Raw genomic sequence first — 19106 nt, forward strand, 5'->3', positions numbered from 1 at the left:
AAGGAGGTCAAACAGGGGCCACTAGAGGACCGCAGCGTTTGAAGGCAAAGAGTTTGGCGAGCAGCAGGAACAGAAACGCCAAAGCCATTGCCGCAGGCACGGCAGCGATGCCGAGCAGCGGGATCAACGAAAGGCTTGCAACAAAGAAAATTGGCAGCGAAGCGAGATGGGCCAAGATGATAGGCCGATCGTTGCGGCGTGCGTAGAGCCCATAGTGGGGAATCATGCTGATCCCGGACAGCGCGGCGGCCAGGACGGTCCAGTACAGCAGGCCGAAGTGCTGGGTGTAGCTGGGGCGGTCCAGCCAGTCGATGAGCGGGCCCGCACACAAGATGGCGGCGATCGACAGGCCAAGGGTGACTGCCAGCGTGTGCTGCCCCAGGCGGCGCATCTGGCGGTCGAAGGCAGCGCGATCACCTTTGCCTGCGGAGGCGATCAAGGCCGGGTAGGCGAAGGTGAAGACCGCGGCATCGAGGAAGCTCATGATGGCGTTGGCGATGCCGACGAAGAGCACATAGGCGGCGAGCTGCTCGAGCCCGCCGAGGGCTTCGATCCAGTAGCGGTCGACGGTGTAGAGGCCGCGTAGTGACAGCGTGGCGATAACGAAAGGGAAGGCGACGCGGATGCCCTTGCGGATCCAGGGCCAGTCGATTGCGCGTTGCAGGGAGGCGCGATCGAAGCCGCGCAGGCGTGAGGCGCCGAGTAGGCAGGCAATGAGCACGCCGAGCGTCCACGCGGCGAGCACGAAGCCGAGCGTACGTTGTGCGGGATCGAGCCACATCCACAGGGCAGCGATGACCGCCCAGGCGCCCGAACGCACGAACAGGACGATGCTCGCCCAAAGCGGTTCGGAGATGGCGACCAGCAGACGGTTAAGCTCCTGCGCCAGGTGTTCGAGCGCCAGCAGCGGGAAGAACCAGATCGCCAACTGCCAAGGCAGGAAACCCAGCCAGAACAGTAGCAGGCAGAGCGGCAGCAGCGCCGTATAGGTGATGCCGTAGAACACCCCCTGGTCGCGCAGCTTGCTCGCCCAGGCGTGTCGATCTGTGACGATGAGTTCGCGGGTGGCGAAGGTGTAAAAATCGAAGCCGAGCGCCATCAGCACGTAGAAAACGGTTGCGGACAGCAGCCCGTAGAGGCCGACTTCCGCCGGCTCCAGAAACTTAGCCAGCACGAAGATGAGCGCGAACTTGCTCACCAGCGTGGCGGCACGCAGGGAGAGGTTGAGGAGGCGCTTGGTGGGGGAGGGCACTATGGGGCTGCGGGGGCGTTGGTTGAATCAGGGCTTGGTGTGGTAGCCGCCTGTCTTGGGAAGGGAAATTGGGGTCAGACCCCGGTTTTCCCCGAACTCCTTGGCCTCGATTTTCGCATTCCTCATGTGTCGAGCCTCTGGAATGCCTGTGTCTGCACGCGATATGGCAGGCGTGCGCTTTCGGCGATCGGCAGGCATGCATTGTTGGCCAGTAGCGCGGCGATGGTGGTCTCGCTGACCTCGAAGTGGTCGGCAGCGTCTTCCTGGGCGGACTCGGAGTAGTCGCCGTCCAGAAACTCGACCAAGGCGTCGATCGGGCACAGCAGTTCGGCGGCGAAGGCACGCTGGCGTTTTTGCGTGGCGGTGGCGAGGTCGGATTCGACCAGCCAGTCGGACTCTGCGCCCGTCCGCATCATGTATTCGCCAACCAGGCGGGCAAGCTCGAAGCGTTTGCCGATGGGGTGCCGCTTTCGCGGCAGGAAGTCGATCAAGCCTCGGGCAGTCGGCTTGGCAATCCCGACGGGGTGTTTTTGCTGAGGCTGCCAGGCAGCCTCCTGGCTTTGGGTGATGCCGAGCAGGTCGAGCAGTTGAGCGTTGTTGATCGGGGCGCCGCAGTTGCCGAGCTGTTTGCGCAAAGCGCGGGCTGCGGTCATGCCCCGCTGCCACGGGGGGGTGGTGGGGCTTGGCGTGTGGGGGCTGGGTGTGATCTGCGGCGCGCCCATCAGACCGCGCGCGTCCTTGAGCGCTTCAAGCTGGTCGAGCGCCGTGCCGTGACGGCTTTTGCCGAAAATAGGGGCGAGTTCGGACATCGCGCTGGTGCCGGTTGCCTCTTGCAGGCGCAAGGCGTGGGTGATGTGTTCGGCGGGGCATTCTTCGGGCTCGAAGCCCAGTTCGGCTTCGAGGGTGCGGCGCGCGCGGGCGCGCTCGTCGCTCATGTCTTCGCGCACCGCTGCCCACAGGGCAGCGAGGTCTGTGCTCCGATGGTCGCACGCCTCGGCGCGGTAGATGACGTCTTCGATGAACCGGGTGACGCCAAGCTGGAAGTCGGCAAGCAGCACAGCGCGGGGGGCATCGAGATTGCAGAGATAGTTTGCGGACTGTTTCGGATTGTCGGCTTGATGCGCCCAGACGTTGATCGACTGGCCGTCTGCCGCAAAGACGACTCGCGGCCACACGTAGCCGTGGTTGGCCGCGCCGAGCTCGTGGGCCATGCGCCAATCGACGTCTGGCTGGGGGCCGGGCGCCGGAAGGGGCTCGAAACTGAGCCGCCACCAGGACGCGGCGAGCCACATCGCCAGCGGGTATGCGGAGACCAGGATGTTGTCGCGCACGGTTCTGGACCAGGTGTCCAGATTACGCGTGAGACAGGCGTCGCCAAGGCGAATCGCCAGCCACGCCGACCTGTCACGCAGGAGCGGGTCTGCGTCGCCGGTGGCTTGCCAGTCGAGGTCGAGACGAAACTCAGTCATGCATGCTCCACCGTGAGAGGACTTCGGCGGCGAGCGGGTCGCTTTCGGGCATAGGGTAGCCGTGATAGACCCCTTTGGCCGCGTTCTCGAGCTGGGCTTCGAGCGGAATGCCGCTCGAGAGGTCACCGACCACACGTTCTTGGGGCATTCGCCTTCGTGGCGATCGCTGATCAAGCCTTTGCGAACGCCGGCTTGCAACACGTGTAGCGCCTCGCTTCTGCGGAACAGCGCTGCGGTATCGCACAGCGACTTGCCCGGGCGAGGATCAGCGGGTGGCGTCAGGCCAAAATCACCGGGGTTCCGCTTGTGCTCCGGATTGCCGCCGTAGCGCACACGCTGCGCGAGCGCGTCCAACGCCACCTGCGACGCATGGCCCGAAGAGGCGATGCGTCGCTTGGGGTTGAACTGCTTGTAGCGTGTTTTCATAGGCGTTAATTGGTGGGCGTTAATTGGGGTCAGACCCCGGTTTTCCCAAGCGCGAGTGATGAAAGGACTCATGTGCGCTTGCCTTCCGCATGCACAAGCAATTCTCGACCCATCTGCGTAAGGCGGTAGCGCTGCAGGCGGCTGTTGGGTTTGTCGGGCATCGTCATTTCGATCAGGCCCAGATCGAGGAGACGGCGGATCTGTTTGTGCAGCTCTCCGGACACGGTGGTGTGACCCAGCGCTCTCGCCAGTTCGGCCTTGCCGGACGGCTGGGTGCCGAGTTGCAGGACGGTCTTGGCCGCGAGTTTCGACTCTAGCCGTGACTCTAGCCGTGACTCTAGCCGTGACTCTAGCCGTGACAGGCTGGCTCGATCATCGTTTGTATCTTGGTGGGTGTCTGACGGCGGCAACTCCGGCGCATGTTGCTGCGCCAAGCGAATGCGCAGTCGTAAGCCAGTGGCGATCTCCTCGATGACCGGTTCGGGCAGCGCCTGCCGGCTCGCTTCATCGAAAATGCGCCGGATGCCGCTGCCCCATTGCTCAATCAGTCCGAGTTCGCGGAACACGCGGGCGATGACAGGGTTGCGGATGCGGGAGACACCGCTTTTCATGTCCTCGATGGTCATTCCCGGCAGCAACAGGCCTGGGCTTTCGATGTCGATGCGATCGTCAAAGAAGGCCACGCGGATCGGCGTGCCGCGCTGGGCGTAGTCGCTGTGAACCAGGGCGTTGACGATGGCCTCGCGCAGCATGGTCAGCGGGATGCTCCAGACGTCTTCGCGCCGCATGGCACCGAAGCGTGCGGTTTTGAAGGCGTGCTTCTTCAGGAACAGCTCGATCTCTTCGACGGCGTCGGGCAGATGGGCGTGCGCTTCGTGCTGGTCGAAGATGTCCGCCTTGTCGAGCCCACGGAAGCGTCCGCACTGTATCCAGGCGTCGGGAAAGTGCTGGTCCCGCGTCTTGCCGAACAGCAGGACAGCGCCGCGTGTGGGGACGAGGCGGCCTTGTTCGGTGCGCAGCAGCTTCAGGGTCTGCAGGGATTTTTCCTCCAGCGTCCGTGTTGGGCCGAAAACACGTGCCATGGCGGTCGTATCGAGGTCGTCCAGGCCGAGCTCGGGCATGGGCTGCTCGTCGAAGACCTCACCTGCGACTGTACCCTTGTGCGCGACGAGCGTCTTGAGCACGTTGCGCGGCGACGAAAGGTCGCGCTTGAACTCAAGCGTCTTGCCTTCGGGCTGCTGCAGGAGGTGGTCGATTGGGTGGGGCATGAAGGGGGCGGTGGGGGTCGAAGGGCGTTAATTGGGGTCAGACCCCGGTTTTCCCGCGTGGCCTTGGGGTGTGGGCAGCAGCGGCTGCCAAAGATCCGTCAGTGACTGCGAGATCACCCCTTCGGCGGCGAGCTTGTCCTCAAGCGCAGGCGAGATCCGTGGCGCGATCGCGCAGTATTCGATCGTCCAGTTCTCATACTGCGTGTGATGTCTTATGAAGGCGTCAGCGTTGCTGCGCAGATTGGCGAGACTAGGGAATAGTTTGTCGGGGTTACGTTTGCAGGTGCCGAAGCGGATGCGGCGTGTGCTTTCACTGACGGCAACAAGGTCGATCTCGATGCCGGCGCGATCCCAGTAGCCCTTGATGCGCTCGGATAATGGGAAGTCACTCAGCCCTTTGCGGCTGGTCTCTTCGTAAAGCCGACCTGCCAACTCTTCCAGAGCCGAGCCCTCTGCTTCTGCCAGCAGTTGATCCGCCTGGGCGATGAGCTGTGCTTCCGGGCTGAAATGCACTGCCGAAACCGGTCGTTGCAGGGCGGTCAGCCAACTTCTGAGGAAGTTGTCGCGGATGTAGTAGCGACCGCTGCGCGCCTTGGGTTTGGCAAAGATGGGCAGGCGGCGCTCGATCATGGCGTAACGCTCGCTCAGCACTTTGAGATAGCCACCGACCTGCTTCCCTTCTTGAGGGGATACGTTGGTGATCGCGGCTTCGATATCAGCGTTGGTGCATCCGGGGTGCCGCGCGATGTGCTGGAGCAGCATGTCGTAGCGCCCCCTGAATTCGCGCAGAAACCAGTTGTCTGCCTCTCCCTTGAGCGGCGACGAGCTGCTGAAGAACAGCGCGCGGAGCAAAGCCGGGCGGTCGGCGTTGAGCACGCCTTGCTCGTAGGCGTCCCGATAGAACTTAGGCACGCCCTCGAACAGGTTCCACAGAAAGAGCAGGCGCTCGGGCTCGCAGTCGGCGTGGATATCGAGCATCTCGAGCAGGGATGCGACATCCAGGTGGTCCAGCATCAACTTGTCGGTGCTGCGGTTGAAAAGCGGGGCCGCACGGTCTTCGAGCAAGGCGGCCATTTCGGCGTGCAGGGAGCCAAGAACGATGAGCCCTCCTTTGACGCGGTCGGCGCGCGCCGAAAGGGCATCGATCTCGGCCTGTAGCAGCGAGCAAAAGTCGAACAGGGGCTTACGGCTGAAGTACTGAAACTCGTCCAAGGCGATGACATAGCCTTGTTCGGCAAGCTTTGCGATCAGCTGAGCGAGTTCGCCAAGGCTGCGGACACGGTCGTTGATGCCAAAGGTTTCAAGGTAGTCGTTGCAGGCGACTAATACGCCCGTGGGGTCCGAGTCCGGGATCTGTATGTAGAGCCGCTTTTGGCGCCCGGCCTGGTTGAGCGCTTGCTGGATGAGTGAGGTCTTTCCGATGCGCCGCCGCCCCGACACCTGCACGAAAAACCAGCGCCCACGCTCAAGAATTGCGCGCAGGTCTGCAAGTTCGCGTTGTCGACCGTAAAAGCCCCAAGGTTGCATGGTTGGATTGTATTTACGTTACTAATGTAAAGAGTTTTACGTTAGTTTGATGTTTTGTTTAAGTATTTGTTTATAAATAACAAAGTGAAAATTTTTTGATTTATTTCGTCGTTTTTTCAGGACTCGAATGTCGCGATCGTGGAGTGGGAAGTTGGGGAAATTGGAGTCAGACCCCGGTTTTCTCGCCTTTCTCGCCTCCGTCCCCGCGCCACCACGCCCGCACCAGCGCGCCGAACACCCCAAGCATGCCGCCCAGCAGCCCGCCGAGCACCAGGCCGAGCGCCAGGCCCGGCTTGCGTTCCTTGACCTCGGTGCCTTCGGGTGAGGCGACGAAGCGCATGGACTGCAGGTAGGTGTTGGTCCAGGTTGCACGCTCGACGTCGAGTTCGTTCCAGGTCTGCTCGATGATGTCGACCGACTTGTCCTGGCCCTGGAAGGCAGCGGCCTGGATGTTCGGCAGGCCCTGAAGGAAGGCGGGGCCGGTGGTGGGCTGCTGCAGCGCCTGCTGGGCCTGGCAGTAGTAGTCGCGCTTGAGCGCGCTGGCGGTGCGCTCGCGCTCGCGGCGCACTTCGGCGAGCTTCATGTCGGCGATCTGGATCTCGGACGCGACGAGTTGCGCGGCGGGGGAGAGGAAGCGCTCGCTGCCTTTTTCCAGCGAGACGATCTGGCGGTTGTCGCTGACGGCAGCTTCGGGGTTGCGGGCGATGATCTCGCGCAGGGTGGCGGCGCGGCGCTCTTCCTGGGTGATGGCGAAGTCGTTGCTGAGCTGGGCGTTGCGTAACTCCTGTTCGCGGGTGCGGAAGTCGGCGCAGAGGGTAAGCAAAATGTCCTCGAAATTCGCCCGGATCACGGTGTCGCGCACGTATTCGGCGAGCAGGATGATGGGGGTGCCGCCGGTGGGCTCCTTGTGCGAGAACTGGATGCGCACGCCGATCATGGCGCCCGGTTCTTCGTCAGCAGCGACCCTGACACCGAAGGCCTTCTGGTCCTTGTCGGTGAAGGCGAACTCGGGCCTGAGGGTTTCGACGAGCCTGTCCTGATTTTCCGCGAGACCGAAGAGCAGCGCTCCGTCGCGCGTCGCCAGCACCCCGGTGTCCTGCAGGTATTGCTGCAGGCGGGGGCCGTTGGAGAATACGCTGACAAAGCGCTTGTAGTTGGTCGCAGAGACTCCAGGGGTGAGGAAGAGGCCCTCGGCGGCGTACTTGGTTGAGAGCAGGCTCGCGCCCACGCCCAAGCCCGCGCAGAGGACGCCTGCGCCCACGATGAGCAGCTTCTGCTTCCACAGTACCGAGACCAGTTGGCGCAGGTCGATTTCGTCGTCTTCGTAGGCGGGCGGGTTGTTGGGCGTGGATTGCATGGAGGCGTCTGGTTTTGCGGAAAAGGCGGAATTATCTCACCATATCCGCCGATCAGTTGAGGTAAGGGAGCACATGAGCTTCGGTTTGCTACGCGCGGTGGGGTGGCAGGCGCTGGGGGCGGGGCTTTGCGCCGGGGTGTCGTTCGGCTTGCTGCTGCTGCTGGGGCGGGTGCTGGGCACCGAGGCCTTCGGCGTTTACGTGCTCTTGCTCAATCTGGGCACGCTGGGCCTGGTTTTGATCGAGGCGGGCTGGCCGACCCTGCTGTATCGCGCCGGCGTGCGGGGTGGCGCGGCGGGCCGCGAGCTGCGTGGGCTGATGGCGAATGCGCTGCTGCATGTCCTGGTGGTGGCCGCGGGGCTGGCGGTGGCGGCGTTCGTGCTTGGCGGCGGTCGCGGTGCGGCCTTGTCCGCAGCGCTGGCCTGCATGGGTGGCGTCGCAGTGATGAACTTGGTTTCGGGCCGGATGCGTGCGGCGGGCTCGTTCGGGGTGGAGGCCGCGTGGCAGAGCGCGGGGCGCCTGGTGTCCGCGGGCCTGATCGTGCTGGTTGTGTCGGGCCTGGCGTGGCGGGAACTGGGCTGGATCTTCGCGGCCTGGGCGCTGGGCTTGGTGGTGGTGATCGCGCTGTGGGGGCGCGCGTGGCTGGTGTGGCCGTCGGCTGCGGGTGCGAGCGCGGCGTATCGCCGGGTGTGGCCCTTCCTGCTGATGGGCGGGCTGGCGATGTGGCTACTGAAGGGGGATGTGGTGCTGCTGGGTGGCTGGCGCGGCGGCCTCGTCGATGCGCAGGACCTGTCGTTCTACGCTGCGGGTACCCGTCTGACCGAGGCCTGCCTGCTGCTCGCCGCGCCCTTGGGCAATGTGCTGCTGGGGCGGTTCAGCCAGTTGGGGAGCATGGGCGCGATGGGCGAAGGTGGCAGCATGGCGGGCCGGGGGCAGCTGCGGAGGCTGTCCGGTTGGCTGACGGTGGGGCTTTTCGCGATGGGGGCGGTGGTGGTGGCGATCACGGCAGCGAGCGGCGAATGGCTGATGACCCGGATGTTTGGCGAGGCTTTTGCTTCGGCGGGCGCGCTGTTGCCCTGGGTGCTCGGGATGCTGCCCTTCGCCTTGGGTAACGTCGTGCTGGTGCCCTTGTTGAACAGCCTGGAGTGCGAGCGCGGGCTGGCGGTGTGCATGGCGGCCGGGGGGGCGGTGTTGTTGCTGGCCATGCCGTGGATGGCGATGGCCTGGGGCGTGCGGGGCGGTGCGCTGGGGGTGATGTTGGCGCACGCGGTGGTTTTTGTTACGGGTTGGGGGCTGGCCTGGGAGGCGATGGCGGCAGATGCGGGAAAAAAGGCCTGAAAATCGGTTCATCTTGCCGGAAGACGTGAAGGAGGCGCGAATGCGGCAACTGCGCGAGCGCTTCGCGGCTGCCAACCCGGTGCGGCCGAAATCGGATCTTCCGCGCCGGCCGTGGTCTGGCTTGCGGGCATGGCAGTGGGCGGTCCTTATCCTGCTGGTGCTGGCGCTGCTGCTAGGCCTCCGGGGTTGAGGGTGTGGAGTTGCCCCTGAAAAACGGACACCATGAAGTGATGTTCCAAAACTTCATGGTGTCCGGTGCCAAGCGCACCGATCGAGCTGGAGTTCGTGTTCGCTCTATTAAACAAAATATGCTTGGATTCACATATTGTTTAATATTCCGAACATGGATGTGATCAAAATCGGCTCAACAGTGCGAGAGATGCGACAGGCGCGGGGGCTCACGCAGCAAGAGGTGGCGCGTCTTGCAGGCGTGGGGCGCACCAGTCTGTCCCAACTGGAGAACGGCCGTATCGGCGACATCGGCATTCGCAAGCTGCTCCGCGTCTGCGCAGTGCTGGGGCTCGAGCTGCAGGCGGTGCCCGAGAGCCGTCTGCCGACGCTGGACGATCTGCTGGCGGCACGCGGGAGGCGTTGATGCTGAAAGTGTGGGCGGACAAGGTCTTGAGCGGTCGACTCGATCGTGCGGCGGCGGATTCTGCTGGCTGTGTTTTCGCCTACGATCCGGGTGCGGGTCCGCGCGAGGCCGTTTCGCTGACCATGCCGCTCAAGCTTGGTGGTTACGAGTATCCGGATGGACTCCATCCTGTGTTCCAGATGAACCTTCCGGAAGGGCGGCTGCGTGAAGTGCTGGAGCGGCGCTTTCGCAAGGTTATGCCCGGGTTTCAGGATCTCTCCTTGCTCCAGATCGTGGGTCCGGCGCAGATCGGTCGCCTGCGATACGGCGAGCCTGGAGACCTTGCCGAGGGTGGGCAGGCCACGCAAAGCGTGGCGGAGATTTTGGCCTATGAGGGCTCTGAAGACCTGTTCGCCGACCTTGTCGAGCGCTTCGCCGCGTCGAGCGGCATCTCTGGTGTCCAGCCCAAAGTGCTGGTGCGTGATGAGCGCGCGTGGTCGTTGTCGGGTGACGGGCGGCGCAGCCTGACCGTACGCGGCGCCACCCATATCATCAAGACCTGGGATGAAGACGAGTTTCCCGAGCTGGCCGCAAACGAGTTCTATTGTCTGCAGGTGGCGGCGCGGGCCGGCTTGGCGGTGCCCGGACATGCCTTGTCTGAAAACGGACGATTCCTGGTGGTCGAGCGTTTCGATCTCGATGCCGATGGGCAGTACCTCGGCTTCGAGGATACCTGTGTTTTGCAAGGGTTGCCGGTCAAGGCAAAGTACGATGGCAGTTACGAGGGGCTCGCAAAAACGCTTGCCTGCTTCGTGACCCCGACCGCGCGTGTGCAGACGCTCGAATTCCTGTTCCGTCTGCTTGCGGTGTGCTGTGCGGTGCGCAATGGCGATGCGCACCTGAAGAATTTCGGGGTGGTGTATGCCGCGCCCGGCATGCCCGTAACCTGTGCCCCCGCCTACGATATCGTCACCACACAGGTTTATTTGCCGCGGGATGTGATGGCGCTGATGCTGGATGGCCGTAAATCCTGGCCGAGTGCGAAGGTGCTGACGCGGTTTGCTCAAGGCCACTGCGGGCTCGACCCCACGCGTGCGCGTGAGATCCTGTGCGAGGTGGCAGATGCAGTGGCGGATATCGGTGCCGGAATGCTGGCCGAGGCGAAACAGCGCGAAGGGTTTGCTCCGGTTGCAAGGGAAATGCGACGGATCTGGGACCAGGGTGTGAAGCGCAGTCTGGTACAAGAAGCCTAGTCTGGACGGATCTGGATGGCTTGGCGTACGAGTACGCCGAACAGGACGCCACCGAGCAGCGTCAGTGCAATACCGCTTGCCGGGTCGAGAATCCAGTATTGGCCACGGTAGGGGCTCTGGTTGTAGCTGGCGTAGCGGGGCGGTACTGTGCGCTGAAGATAGAAGCGCAGCGTGGCGGCCTCCCCTTTGTCGCGCACGAAGCCGCCGGCAGGCACCTTGACTTTCGGGGTGGTGATGACGCGTTCGGTGTGAACGCTGAGCATGATGATGCTGGACAGCACGAGTGCAGTGAACAGTTCCAGGCGGGGCGGGCGTGAGGCGGGGAGCTGATGCGGACGGCTGAACCCATAGTAAATAAGCACGCCCGCTGCACCTCCCAGCATGTTCACCAGGATGTCGTTGAAGTCCAGGTATTCGCTGTAGCTGATGGTGATCCAGAGGTATTGGATCAGCTCGTCGATGGCGCCCAGCAGCGTTGTCCAGAACAGGATCCGGCCGGGAATGTGTCGTGAGCGTGTCGGGTCCAGCGCGCGCGCGAGCAGCCATGCGAGCAAGGCGAATTGCGGGTAGTGCGCGTACTCCGGGGCCGAAAAGGTGAGGAACCGGTCTACCAGGCCGACGCCGAGGCCCAGCAGCAGCCAGAGTGCCAACTCGGGCCATGCCCGTGGCGTCTTCCAGGCTTTGAATGCGAGCCAGCCGAGCAGCAGTGCGGCACCAGCGAGCGCAGCCTCGGGCATGAAGTCCTTGATCGCGAAGTCGCCGCTGGCGCCGCTGCGTTTCTTGACGATCCACAGCGAAATCTGCAGATGCGCCAGGGTGGCCACGCCGAAGTAGATGAGTGCGGCCGCAAGCCAGCCGGGGCTGAGTCCGGTGTGGGTGAGGTGGGTGTGTTCGGCATGGCGCCAAGGATGACGGGGAAGCATGATGAATGGATCTGTGCGGCCTCTGTGAGTTGATAAGCCGGTCAAGGAGCGGGCGCTGCCGCGTTAAGGCGGCGGTCACTGGAGTTTTCAGTACGTCAGCGGCGCAGTGAAAAACGGGTTGGGGTATTCGCCATCGATGCCCGCCCCGCGTTCGCTGGGGAGGTTCAGTGCCGGATGCTGCCGGGGCCACATCCAAGCGAGGTCATTGCCTGTGCGTGGGCAGGTGGCCGGGTAGTGGTCCGTGCCGCCGAGGTCGAAGAACAGACCTTGCGACGGCATGATTTCGCGCGGATCGCCCCAGCCCGACATGGGAGCGGCGCCGAAGGCGCGGCAGTCGGTAGCGCCCAGGCCATAGCGGTCGTTGCCGCCGGTGTCTATGAAGACTGCGTGGCTGTTGTCGTGGGCGGCGCCAAAGCCGAGGGTGCCGAGCTGATAGAGGTCGTTGCCGCCTTCGTCGATGAAGAGAGCGGTTGAAAAATCGTGCCCGGCCCCGAGTGCGGTCGAGTGACTGGCCTGGTAGTGGTCGTCGCCATCGCCATGTGCGAGCAATACGCCTGCGGCACCATGGGCAGCTGCGCCCATGGCGTACCACGCGGCGTCGAAGTGGTCGCTGCCGCCGGCGTCGATCAGCAGGCCTGCGGACTGGAAGTAGCCAGCGCCTTGCGCGAAGACCCCGGCCTCGTAATGATCGTCGCCCGACAAGTCGATGAGTGCGCCCAGTCCACCGGGCAGCGAGCGGCCGTCGCTGGCGCGTACGCCCATGGCTGCGCCCTGGCCCATCGACAGGTTGCGCTCGGGCAGTTGCGACGACGGAAACAGCAAGGGCAGGGGGGCGAGGGTATAGCGGTCGCCGCCGTCGGCGTCGATCAGCAGCGCGACACCGACCGGGCCGGCCGAGCCCTGGGCGTGGGCGAGGGCGTGGTGGTGGTCGTTGCCCTGGCGGTCGATCAGCAGCGCACTGCCGCCCAGTGCCCAGCCCTGGGCGTGGCTGCGGGCGTTGTAGCGATCGTCGCCGGCTTCGTCGATGAGCAGCGCATTGCCGAACAGGGCTGCGGCCTGGCTGAAGCTGTGTCCGGTGCTGTCGTAGCGGTCGTTCCCCTGGCTGTCCCAGAGCAGGGCATAGCCGAGGGCTGCGGCCGCGGGGCCGCTGGCGGGTGCGGTCGATATGTAGCGGTCGTCGCCGTGCTGATCGAAGATCAACTGAATGGGATGCCCCTCGGCGATTGGGGCGAAGCGGTATTCATCGCTGCCGCCGGTGTCGACCAGTAGCAGGACGTTTTTCACATCATGAGTGTCGTCCTTGCCGGTGGTGTCGATGAGGATACGACCTAGACCAGTGTCCGCCTGCCAGCGCATGGGGGGCAGGGGCGGGGTGGTGCGCAGGAATTGCTGGAAGCGCTGACTGGCGGTTACGAGGTCGAAGAAGCCTGCGGCCAGCGCGGCGTGATCGACTTCGCCCAGCAGCGGGCGATAGTCGGCATCGTCGAAGGGATGGTGGGGGCCGAGGCCGACCTGGCGAAGCAGGGTTTCGCGGGTGAGTGCTGCCGGCAGGCGGGCGAATGCTTGCCGACGCAAGCGATCGGCCTGGGCGATGGCGGTGAGGAGGCGGGTGAGTTCGTCGCGCAGCGGGGCGTGCTCTAGCGCGGCGCCATGATGGGGGAGCGGGTCCTTGCGGGCGTCGAGAGGGGCTGTGCTGCGCCACAGATCGTGGCCGCCCAGTTGGGCCGCGATCAGCGTGAGGGTGGCGGGGGCCTCGAGGGTGTCGCGGATTGCGAGTTCGATCTGGCCGACATGGTAGGCCGCGTGGAGTGGGTCCTTGGTCAGGCGCTCGAGGAGCGGCGGCGGGGCGGGTTGTCGGGCTGGGCGGGCGGGCCAGTCCCGGTGCGGGAGGGCGGGCAGAGCCGGCGGGCCGAGCAGGCGATTGGCGTGTTCGAGCGCGCTGGAAGAGGTCTCGGTCTGGGCGAGCGCGCTGGCCGGTGAGAGCGCGCCGAGCAGGCCGATGGCGCCGAGCAGCCACCTCCGCACGCCAGCCAGTGGCGATCGTATTGGGTGCTTCATTGTGTCCTGGCGCGCCGGGCGAGGTGCTCGATCGATTTGCGCAGCTCGGAGTCGGCTGGCAGCGAGGCGGCGAAATCGGTGAGATGGTCGCGGGCGGTGACGGACAGGTTGCGCACTGCGGCCGGGTGGTCGTGGCCGGACGCAGTGTCGGGGCTGAGGATCTTGACCCTGATGCTGCGGATGGCGTGACCGGCCATGCGCAGCTGCTCGATGACGCTCGGGACCATCTGCTTGAGGCGCACTGCGGCCGCGCCCGACTGGGCGAAGACCACAAGTTCGTCGCCGATGAGGTTTCCGACGCGGTACTGCGACGCCAGCTGGACGGGCAGTGCTGACTCGAGAGCCCCTTGCAAGCGGCGCAGCCGGCCGGCGTGATCCTGCAGTTTTGCAAGGGCATCGCCGCTGCTTAGAAAACGTCGGAGAGGTTGGCTCATGCGTGTGGGTCTTGTGGTCAACCGTGATGGGGGGCCGGGATCGTCATGATAAACTCGCGCCTTTGCCGAATCGACGTCGACCCAAAAACATGCTCTCCGGCCTGCTCAAGAAAATCTTCGGTAGTCGCAATGACCGCCTCGTCCGCCAGTACGCTCAGACCGTGCGCAAGATCAATGCGCTCGAGGCGGAGATTTCCGCCCTCTCCGATGAGGCGCTGCGCGGCAAGACCGCGGAGTTCAAGCAGCGCGTGGCCAATGGCGAGACGCTCGAGGCGCTCCTCCCCGAAGCCTTCGCGGTGGTGCGCGAAGCCGGCAAGCGGGTGCATGGCATGCGCCACTTCGACGTCCAGCTCGTCGGCGGCATGGTGCTGCACAACGGCAAGATCGCCGAAATGCGCACCGGCGAGGGCAAGACCCTGGTCGCGACCTTGCCCGCCTATCTGAACGCGCTGGCGGGCAAGGGCGTGCATGTGATCACGGTGAACGACTACCTCGCCAGCCGCGACGCCGAGTGGATGGGGCGGATCTATGGCTTTCTCGGGCTGACCACCGGCTGCAACCTGTCGCGCATGTCGCATGCCGAGAAGCAGGCGGCCTATGCGGCGGACATCACCTACGGGACCAACAACGAATTCGGCTTCGACTACCTGCGCGACAACATGGTGTATGCCGTGAATGAGCGCGTGCAGCGCAAGCTGAACTTCGCCATCGTCGACGAGGTGGACTCGATCCTGATCGACGAGGCGCGCACGCCGCTGATCATTTCCGGCCAGGCCGAGGACCACACCGAGCTCTACCTGAAGATGAACCAGGTCGCGCCGCTGCTGAAAAAGCAGGAAGGCGGACTCGACGACAAGGACGAGGTCACCGAGCCGGGCGACTACACGGTGGATCTGAAGGCCCACCAGGTGCTGCTGACCGAGCAGGGTCACGAGAGCGCCGAGCAGATCCTGGTGCGGATGGGGCTGCTGACCGAAGGCGGCGGCCTGTACGATCCGGCCAATATCCTGCTGGTGCACCACCTGTATGCCGCGCTGCGTGCCCAGGCGCTGTACCACAAGGACCAGCACTACGTGGTGCAGAACGGCGAGGTCGTCATCGTCGACGAATTCACCGGCCGCCTGATGCCCGGCCGGCGCTGGTCCGACGGTCTGCACCAGGCGGTCGAGGCGAAGGAAGGGGTGCGCATCCAGGCCGAGAACCAGACCCTGGCCTCGATCACCTTCCAGAACTACTTCCGCATGTACGGCAAGCTCGCCGGGATGACCGGCACCGCCGACACCGAGGCCTTCGAGTTCCATTCGATCTATGGCCTCGAGACGGTGGTCATTCCCACCAACAAGCCGACCCAGCGCAAGGACGAGAACGACAAGGTCTATCGCACCGCGAAGGAGAAGTGGGACGCGGTGATCGAGGACATCCGCGCCTGCGTCGAGCGCGGCCAGCCGGTGCTGGTGGGCACGACCTCGATCGAGACCAACGAGTTTCTTTCCGAGGTGCTGAAGAAGGCGAAGGTCGAGCATCAGGTGCTCAACGCCAAGCAGCACGACAGCGAAGCGCAGATCGTCGCCCAGGCCGGCCGCCCGGGCGTGGTCACGATCGCCACCAACATGGCGGGCCGCGGCACCGACATCGTGCTCGGCGGCAACATCGAGAAGCCGGTTTCGCTCATGCGCGAGGACACGTCGCTATCGCCGGAAGAAAAGGAAGCGAAGGCCGTGGCGATGCGTGCCGAATGGGCCGGGGTGCACGCGCAGGTGATTGCCGCCGGCGGCCTCCACATCATCGGCACCGAGCGCCACGAGTCGCGCCGCATCGACAACCAGCTGCGCGGGCGTTCCGGGCGCCAAGGCGACCCCGGCTCCAGCCGCTTCTACCTGTCGCTGGAAGATCCGCTGATGAAGATCTTCGCCGGCGAGCGCCTGAACGCGATCATGGTGCGGCTGAAGATGCCCGAAGGCGAGGCGATCGAGCACGCGATGGTGACCCGTTCGCTGGAGTCGGCGCAGCGCAAGGTCGAGCAGCGCAACTTCGACATCCGCAAGCAGCTCCTCGAGTACGACGACGTCGCCAACGATCAGCGCAAGGTCATCTACCAGCAGCGCAACGAACTGCTCGAAAGCGAAGACATCTCCGAGACCATCCGCGCGATGCGCCAGGGCGTGGTGCACGACCTCTTCCGCCGCTACGTGCCCGCCGACAGCGTCGAGGAGCAATGGGAGATCGCCGCGCTGGAGCAGGCCCTGCAAGCCGACTGCCAGCTCAGGGTGGCGGTGGGCGAATGGATCAAGGCCGAGCCCAGCCTCGATGACGAAGCCCTTCTCGAACGCATCCTCCAGGCCGGCGAGGAAGCCTACGCCGCCAAGGTGGCGATCGTCGATCCGGCGGCGTGGCACCAGTTCGAACGCAACGTCATGCTGCAGAGCCTGGATTCGCATTGGCGCGAGCACCTCGCCGCGCTCGACCACCTGCGCCAGGGCATCCACCTGCGCGGCTATGCACAGAAGAACCCGAAGCAGGAATACAAGCGTGAGGCCTTCGAGCTGTTCGAAGCTCTGCTCGACACCGTACGCGTCGACGTCACCCGGATCCTGATGACGGTGCAGATCCGCACCGAAGCCCAGCTCGAAGCGGCCGAAGCGCCGCCGCAGGTCGAGAACGTGCAGTACCGGCATGCCGACTACGACGAGGCGCTGGGCAACGCCGAGGGTGGCACGCAGCCGCCGGCCAGCGCCGGACCCAAGGTCGGCCGCAACGACCCTTGCCCCTGCGGCTCGGGCAAGAAGTACAAGCACTGCCACGGCAAGCTGAGCTGATCCGTTTGCCGCAAGGCGCAGCACCCGACGGGTCGGCAGACGGCCCGGGGCCTGCGCCTCGGGTCACGTCGAAGCAATCGAACACAATCATCGAGGGGCAATGACTCCATGGCCGTCAATCTCGTCACGCCGCACCCTGCCGACCTGAAACCCGTTGCCGGCGTGCGCCTGGGCGTCGCCGAGGCCGGCATCCGCAAGGCCGGTCGCCGCGATCTCACCGTGATCGAGCTTGCCGCGGGCAGCCGGGTCGCCGGCGTGTTCACAAAAAACCGCTTCTGCGCCGCGCCGGTGCAGGTGTGCAAGGCGCATCTGCCCGGTGGCGCGGTCCGCGCGCTGGTGATCAACACCGGCGTGGCCAACGCCGGCACCGGCGAGCCGGGCCTCGCCCATGCGCGCGCGACCTGTGCCGCGCTGGCGCGGCAGATCGGGGTCGAGGCCGGGCAGGTGCTGCCGTTTTCGACCGGCGTGATCCTCGAGCCGCTGCCGGTCGAGCGTCTGGTCGCCGGTCTGCCGGGGGCGGTTGCCGATCTGCGCGCCGACGGCTGGTTCGATGCCGCGCACGCGATCATGACCACCGACACCCTCGCCAAGGCGGTGTCGAAGCAGGTGTCGATCGGCGGGCGCACGGTGACGCTGACCGGAATCAGCAAGGGCGCGGGCATGATCCGGCCGAACATGGCGACCATGCTCGGCTTTCTCGCCTGCGACGCCGCGGTGTCGCAGGCGCTGCTCGATGCGCTGGTGAAGGAGGCGGCCGAGCTGTCCTTCAACAGCATCACCGTCGATGGCGACACCTCGACCAACGACTCCTTCATCCTGATCGCCACCGGCGCGGCCGGCAATGCCGAGATCGCCGATGCCGGCAGCGCCGACTACCGCGCCCTGCGCGATGCCGTGGTCGAGGTCTCGATCGCGCTCGCGCAGGCCATCGTGCGCGACGGCGAGGGTGCGACCAAGTTCATGACGATCGCGGTCGAAAGCGGCCGCGACCGCGACGAATGCCGCAAGGTCGCCTACGCGGTGGCGCATTCGCCGCTGGTGAAGACCGCCTTCTTCGCCTCCGACCCCAACCTCGGGCGCATCCTGGCGGCGATCGGCTACGCCGGCATCGACGACCTCGACGTGTCGGCACTGCGCGTGTGGCTGGGCAACCCGGACGAGTCGGTGCTGGTCGCCGAACACGGCGGGCGCGCCGCGTCCTACGTGGAAGAGGCGGGCGCGCGGATCATGCAGCACGCCGAACTGACCGTGCGCATCGCCCTCGGCCGCGGTGGCGCCGCGGCGACGGTGTGGACCTGCGACTTCTCCTACGACTACGTCAAGATCAACGCCGACTACCGGAGCTGAGGCGGGCCGAACGCGATCGCCCGGTTTCGCGCCGGTGAGTCGCGATCGGCCTGCGCTCTTCGTGACCTTGCGGATCGGATGCCGAGGATGAAGCCAGCGGGATACGGATCGGAGGGGGGGCCGCGGCAGCGTGCCTTCCGCTGCATGCTCGTCGCCTCGCTGCTGCTCGCGGTGGTGCTGGGGTCGCCGCCCGCGGCGGCGCTGGAGATCGCCTTGCTGCTGTCGGCGCAGAAAGGGCCCGAGCAGCAGTTCGCCGAGGCCTTCCATGCCGCGCTCAAGCCCGGCATGCATCGTGTGGTCCATGCCGGCGCGGTGCCGGAAGACGTGCGCCCGGAGGTGGTCGGGGCGGCTGACCTGGTGCTGGCCGCCGGTGCGGGCGCGGCCGAGGCCGCGTTGCGCGAGACCGACCGGCCGATCCTGATGGTGCTGGCCGGCTTGCGCGAGGTCAGGCGTCTTCAGGCGGCCTACCCGAACCGCCGCCTCGGGGCGATCGTGCTGGATCAGCCGCCCGAGCGGCATCTGCGCCTCGTGCGGGCGATCCTGCCGCAGGAGGCGCGCGTCGCCGTGCTGGTCGGACCGGAGAGCCGGTTTTTCGCGCCTGCGCTGACGCGTGCGGCAGGGGATGAGGGCTTTGTCGTCGAGTTCGCCGAGGTTGCCGATCCGAAGGAACTGGTGAGTGTGCTGCAACCGGTTCTGGACAAGGCCGGGGCACTGCTGCCATTGCCCGACAGCCTGGTTTCGAGTCCGGGCGCGGCGCGTACGATCCTGTTGACCAGTTACCGCTACCGGCGCCCGATCTTCGCTTTTTCGTCCGCATACGTGACTGCCGGGGCGTTGGCCGCGATCTTCAGCACTCCCGAACAGGTCGCGGGCGATGTCGCTGAACTGCTGAACGCGAAGTCCGCCGCAACGCAGGGGCTGGACCCGCTGCTTGGGGAAATCCGCTACCCCGAGCGCTACGACATTGCCGTGAATCGCATGGTGGCGCGTGCGCTCGGCATTGCCGTGCCCGGCGAGCAGGCTCTGCGCGAGCAGGTTGCGGGTGGAGGGCGTGCGCGATGAAACG

16 protein-coding genes are annotated in these 19106 nt (G+C 65.3%); 7 read left to right on the forward strand and 9 right to left on the reverse strand.

Going from position 1 to position 19106, the window contains the following annotated elements:
- Window positions 1-7: 7 nt before the first annotated feature.
- From Tchl_RS04500 to Tchl_RS04525, 6 genes are all read right to left on the reverse strand, one after another.
- The gene (locus Tchl_RS04500) at window positions 8-1252 is read right to left on the reverse strand and encodes a lipopolysaccharide biosynthesis protein (RefSeq protein ID WP_198158988.1); all 1245 of its coding nucleotides are present in this window, start codon (window positions 1250-1252) and stop codon (window positions 8-10) included.
- A 122-nt stretch (window positions 1253-1374) separates the two neighbouring features.
- Window positions 1375-2721, reverse strand: a complete 1347-nt coding sequence (locus tag Tchl_RS04505; protein WP_041645738.1) for an ImmA/IrrE family metallo-endopeptidase — start codon at window positions 2719-2721, stop codon at window positions 1375-1377.
- The gene (locus Tchl_RS18105; RefSeq protein WP_232311654.1) at window positions 2714-2869 is read right to left on the reverse strand and encodes a hypothetical protein; all 156 of its coding nucleotides are present in this window, start codon (window positions 2867-2869) and stop codon (window positions 2714-2716) included. The genes Tchl_RS04505 and Tchl_RS18105 overlap by 8 nt, the downstream gene beginning before the upstream one ends.
- 346 nt (window positions 2870-3215) lie before the next feature.
- Window positions 3216-4415, reverse strand: coding sequence for an ATP-binding protein (locus Tchl_RS04515; protein ID WP_075147345.1), 1200 nt, complete (start codon window positions 4413-4415; stop codon window positions 3216-3218).
- 27 nt (window positions 4416-4442) lie between these two features.
- The gene (locus Tchl_RS04520; RefSeq protein WP_075147346.1) at window positions 4443-5942 is read right to left on the reverse strand and encodes an ATP-binding protein; all 1500 of its coding nucleotides are present in this window, start codon (window positions 5940-5942) and stop codon (window positions 4443-4445) included.
- Between the two features lie 166 nt (window positions 5943-6108).
- On the reverse strand, window positions 6109-7299 hold the full coding sequence (locus Tchl_RS04525) for a Wzz/FepE/Etk N-terminal domain-containing protein (RefSeq protein ID WP_075147347.1): 1191 nt from the start codon (window positions 7297-7299) through the stop codon (window positions 6109-6111).
- Window positions 7300-7372: 73 nt separating this feature from the next.
- On the opposite strand from Tchl_RS04525, the gene Tchl_RS04530 reads away from it, so the two are divergent.
- The 4 genes from Tchl_RS04530 (at window position 7373) to Tchl_RS04540 (ending at window position 10462) form a co-directional block, all read left to right on the forward strand.
- Window positions 7373-8635, forward strand: coding sequence for a lipopolysaccharide biosynthesis protein (locus Tchl_RS04530; protein ID WP_075147348.1), 1263 nt, complete (start codon window positions 7373-7375; stop codon window positions 8633-8635).
- Window positions 8636-8675: 40 nt separating this feature from the next.
- Window positions 8676-8825, forward strand: coding sequence for a hypothetical protein (locus Tchl_RS17685; RefSeq protein WP_157110109.1), 150 nt, complete (start codon window positions 8676-8678; stop codon window positions 8823-8825).
- 153 nt (window positions 8826-8978) lie between these two features.
- Window positions 8979-9230 carry a helix-turn-helix domain-containing protein gene (locus tag Tchl_RS04535; RefSeq protein ID WP_041645734.1) on the forward strand — a complete coding sequence of 84 codons (252 nt, stop codon included), beginning with the start codon at window positions 8979-8981 and terminating at the stop codon, window positions 9228-9230.
- Window positions 9230-10462: a type II toxin-antitoxin system HipA family toxin gene (locus Tchl_RS04540; protein WP_075147349.1), complete on the forward strand. Its 1233-nt coding sequence runs from the start codon at window positions 9230-9232 to the stop codon at window positions 10460-10462. Before Tchl_RS04535 ends, Tchl_RS04540 begins: the two co-directional genes overlap by 1 nt.
- Here Tchl_RS04540 and Tchl_RS04545 read toward each other — a convergent pair.
- The 3 genes from Tchl_RS04545 to Tchl_RS04555 all read right to left on the reverse strand — a co-directional run bounded on the left by Tchl_RS04545 (window position 10459) and on the right by Tchl_RS04555 (window position 13877).
- Window positions 10459-11385 carry a VanZ family protein gene (locus Tchl_RS04545; RefSeq protein ID WP_075147350.1) on the reverse strand — a complete coding sequence of 309 codons (927 nt, stop codon included), beginning with the start codon at window positions 11383-11385 and terminating at the stop codon, window positions 10459-10461. The genes Tchl_RS04540 and Tchl_RS04545 overlap by 4 nt on opposite strands.
- A gap of 87 nt (window positions 11386-11472) precedes the next feature.
- Window positions 11473-13443, reverse strand: coding sequence for a hypothetical protein (locus tag Tchl_RS04550; RefSeq protein WP_146060750.1), 1971 nt, complete (start codon window positions 13441-13443; stop codon window positions 11473-11475).
- A complete protein-coding gene (locus Tchl_RS04555; protein WP_075147352.1) occupies window positions 13440-13877 on the reverse strand; it encodes a DUF721 domain-containing protein in 438 nt (145 codons plus the stop codon). Before Tchl_RS04555 ends, Tchl_RS04550 begins: the two co-directional genes overlap by 4 nt.
- An 89-nt stretch (window positions 13878-13966) precedes the next feature.
- Between Tchl_RS04555 and secA the strand changes: the two genes are divergently transcribed.
- The 3 genes from secA to Tchl_RS04570 all read left to right on the forward strand — a co-directional run bounded on the left by secA (window position 13967) and on the right by Tchl_RS04570 (window position 19102).
- Window positions 13967-16693 carry a preprotein translocase subunit SecA gene (gene secA, locus Tchl_RS04560; protein ID WP_075147353.1) on the forward strand — a complete coding sequence of 909 codons (2727 nt, stop codon included), beginning with the start codon at window positions 13967-13969 and terminating at the stop codon, window positions 16691-16693.
- 108 nt (window positions 16694-16801) lie between these two features.
- Window positions 16802-18040: a bifunctional glutamate N-acetyltransferase/amino-acid acetyltransferase ArgJ gene (gene argJ / locus Tchl_RS04565; RefSeq protein ID WP_075147354.1), complete on the forward strand. Its 1239-nt coding sequence runs from the start codon at window positions 16802-16804 to the stop codon at window positions 18038-18040.
- Between the two features lie 144 nt (window positions 18041-18184).
- Window positions 18185-19102 carry an ABC transporter substrate-binding protein gene (locus Tchl_RS04570; RefSeq protein WP_075147355.1) on the forward strand — a complete coding sequence of 306 codons (918 nt, stop codon included), beginning with the start codon at window positions 18185-18187 and terminating at the stop codon, window positions 19100-19102.
- The last annotated feature ends 4 nt before the right edge of the window (window positions 19103-19106 follow it).

The sequence above is a fragment of the Thauera chlorobenzoica genome, from assembly GCF_001922305.1.
Lineage (GTDB): Bacteria > Pseudomonadota > Gammaproteobacteria > Burkholderiales > Rhodocyclaceae > Thauera > Thauera chlorobenzoica.

Coding starts and splice junctions, on each gene's coding strand:
- Tchl_RS04545 (WP_075147350.1), bottom strand. CDS start 11,385: ATGCTTCCCCGTCATCCTTGGCGCCATGCCGAACACACCCACCTCACC.
- Tchl_RS04555 (WP_075147352.1), bottom strand. CDS start 13,877: ATGAGCCAACCTCTCCGACGTTTTCTAAGCAGCGGCGATGCCCTTGCA.
- Tchl_RS04535 (WP_041645734.1), top strand. CDS start 8,979: ATGGATGTGATCAAAATCGGCTCAACAGTGCGAGAGATGCGACAGGCG.
- Tchl_RS04505 (WP_041645738.1), bottom strand. CDS start 2,721: ATGACTGAGTTTCGTCTCGACCTCGACTGGCAAGCCACCGGCGACGCA.
- Tchl_RS04515 (WP_075147345.1), bottom strand. CDS start 4,415: ATGCCCCACCCAATCGACCACCTCCTGCAGCAGCCCGAAGGCAAGACG.
- Tchl_RS04530 (WP_075147348.1), top strand. CDS start 7,373: ATGAGCTTCGGTTTGCTACGCGCGGTGGGGTGGCAGGCGCTGGGGGCG.
- Tchl_RS04540 (WP_075147349.1), top strand. CDS start 9,230: ATGCTGAAAGTGTGGGCGGACAAGGTCTTGAGCGGTCGACTCGATCGT.
- argJ (WP_075147354.1), top strand. CDS start 16,802: ATGGCCGTCAATCTCGTCACGCCGCACCCTGCCGACCTGAAACCCGTT.
- Tchl_RS04570 (WP_075147355.1), top strand. CDS start 18,185: ATGCTCGTCGCCTCGCTGCTGCTCGCGGTGGTGCTGGGGTCGCCGCCC.
- Tchl_RS04525 (WP_075147347.1), bottom strand. CDS start 7,299: ATGCAATCCACGCCCAACAACCCGCCCGCCTACGAAGACGACGAAATC.
- Tchl_RS04520 (WP_075147346.1), bottom strand. CDS start 5,942: ATGCAACCTTGGGGCTTTTACGGTCGACAACGCGAACTTGCAGACCTG.
- Tchl_RS04550 (WP_146060750.1), bottom strand. CDS start 13,443: ATGAAGCACCCAATACGATCGCCACTGGCTGGCGTGCGGAGGTGGCTG.
- Tchl_RS17685 (WP_157110109.1), top strand. CDS start 8,676: ATGCGGCAACTGCGCGAGCGCTTCGCGGCTGCCAACCCGGTGCGGCCG.
- secA (WP_075147353.1), top strand. CDS start 13,967: ATGCTCTCCGGCCTGCTCAAGAAAATCTTCGGTAGTCGCAATGACCGC.
- Tchl_RS18105 (WP_232311654.1), bottom strand. CDS start 2,869: ATGCCCCAAGAACGTGTGGTCGGTGACCTCTCGAGCGGCATTCCGCTC.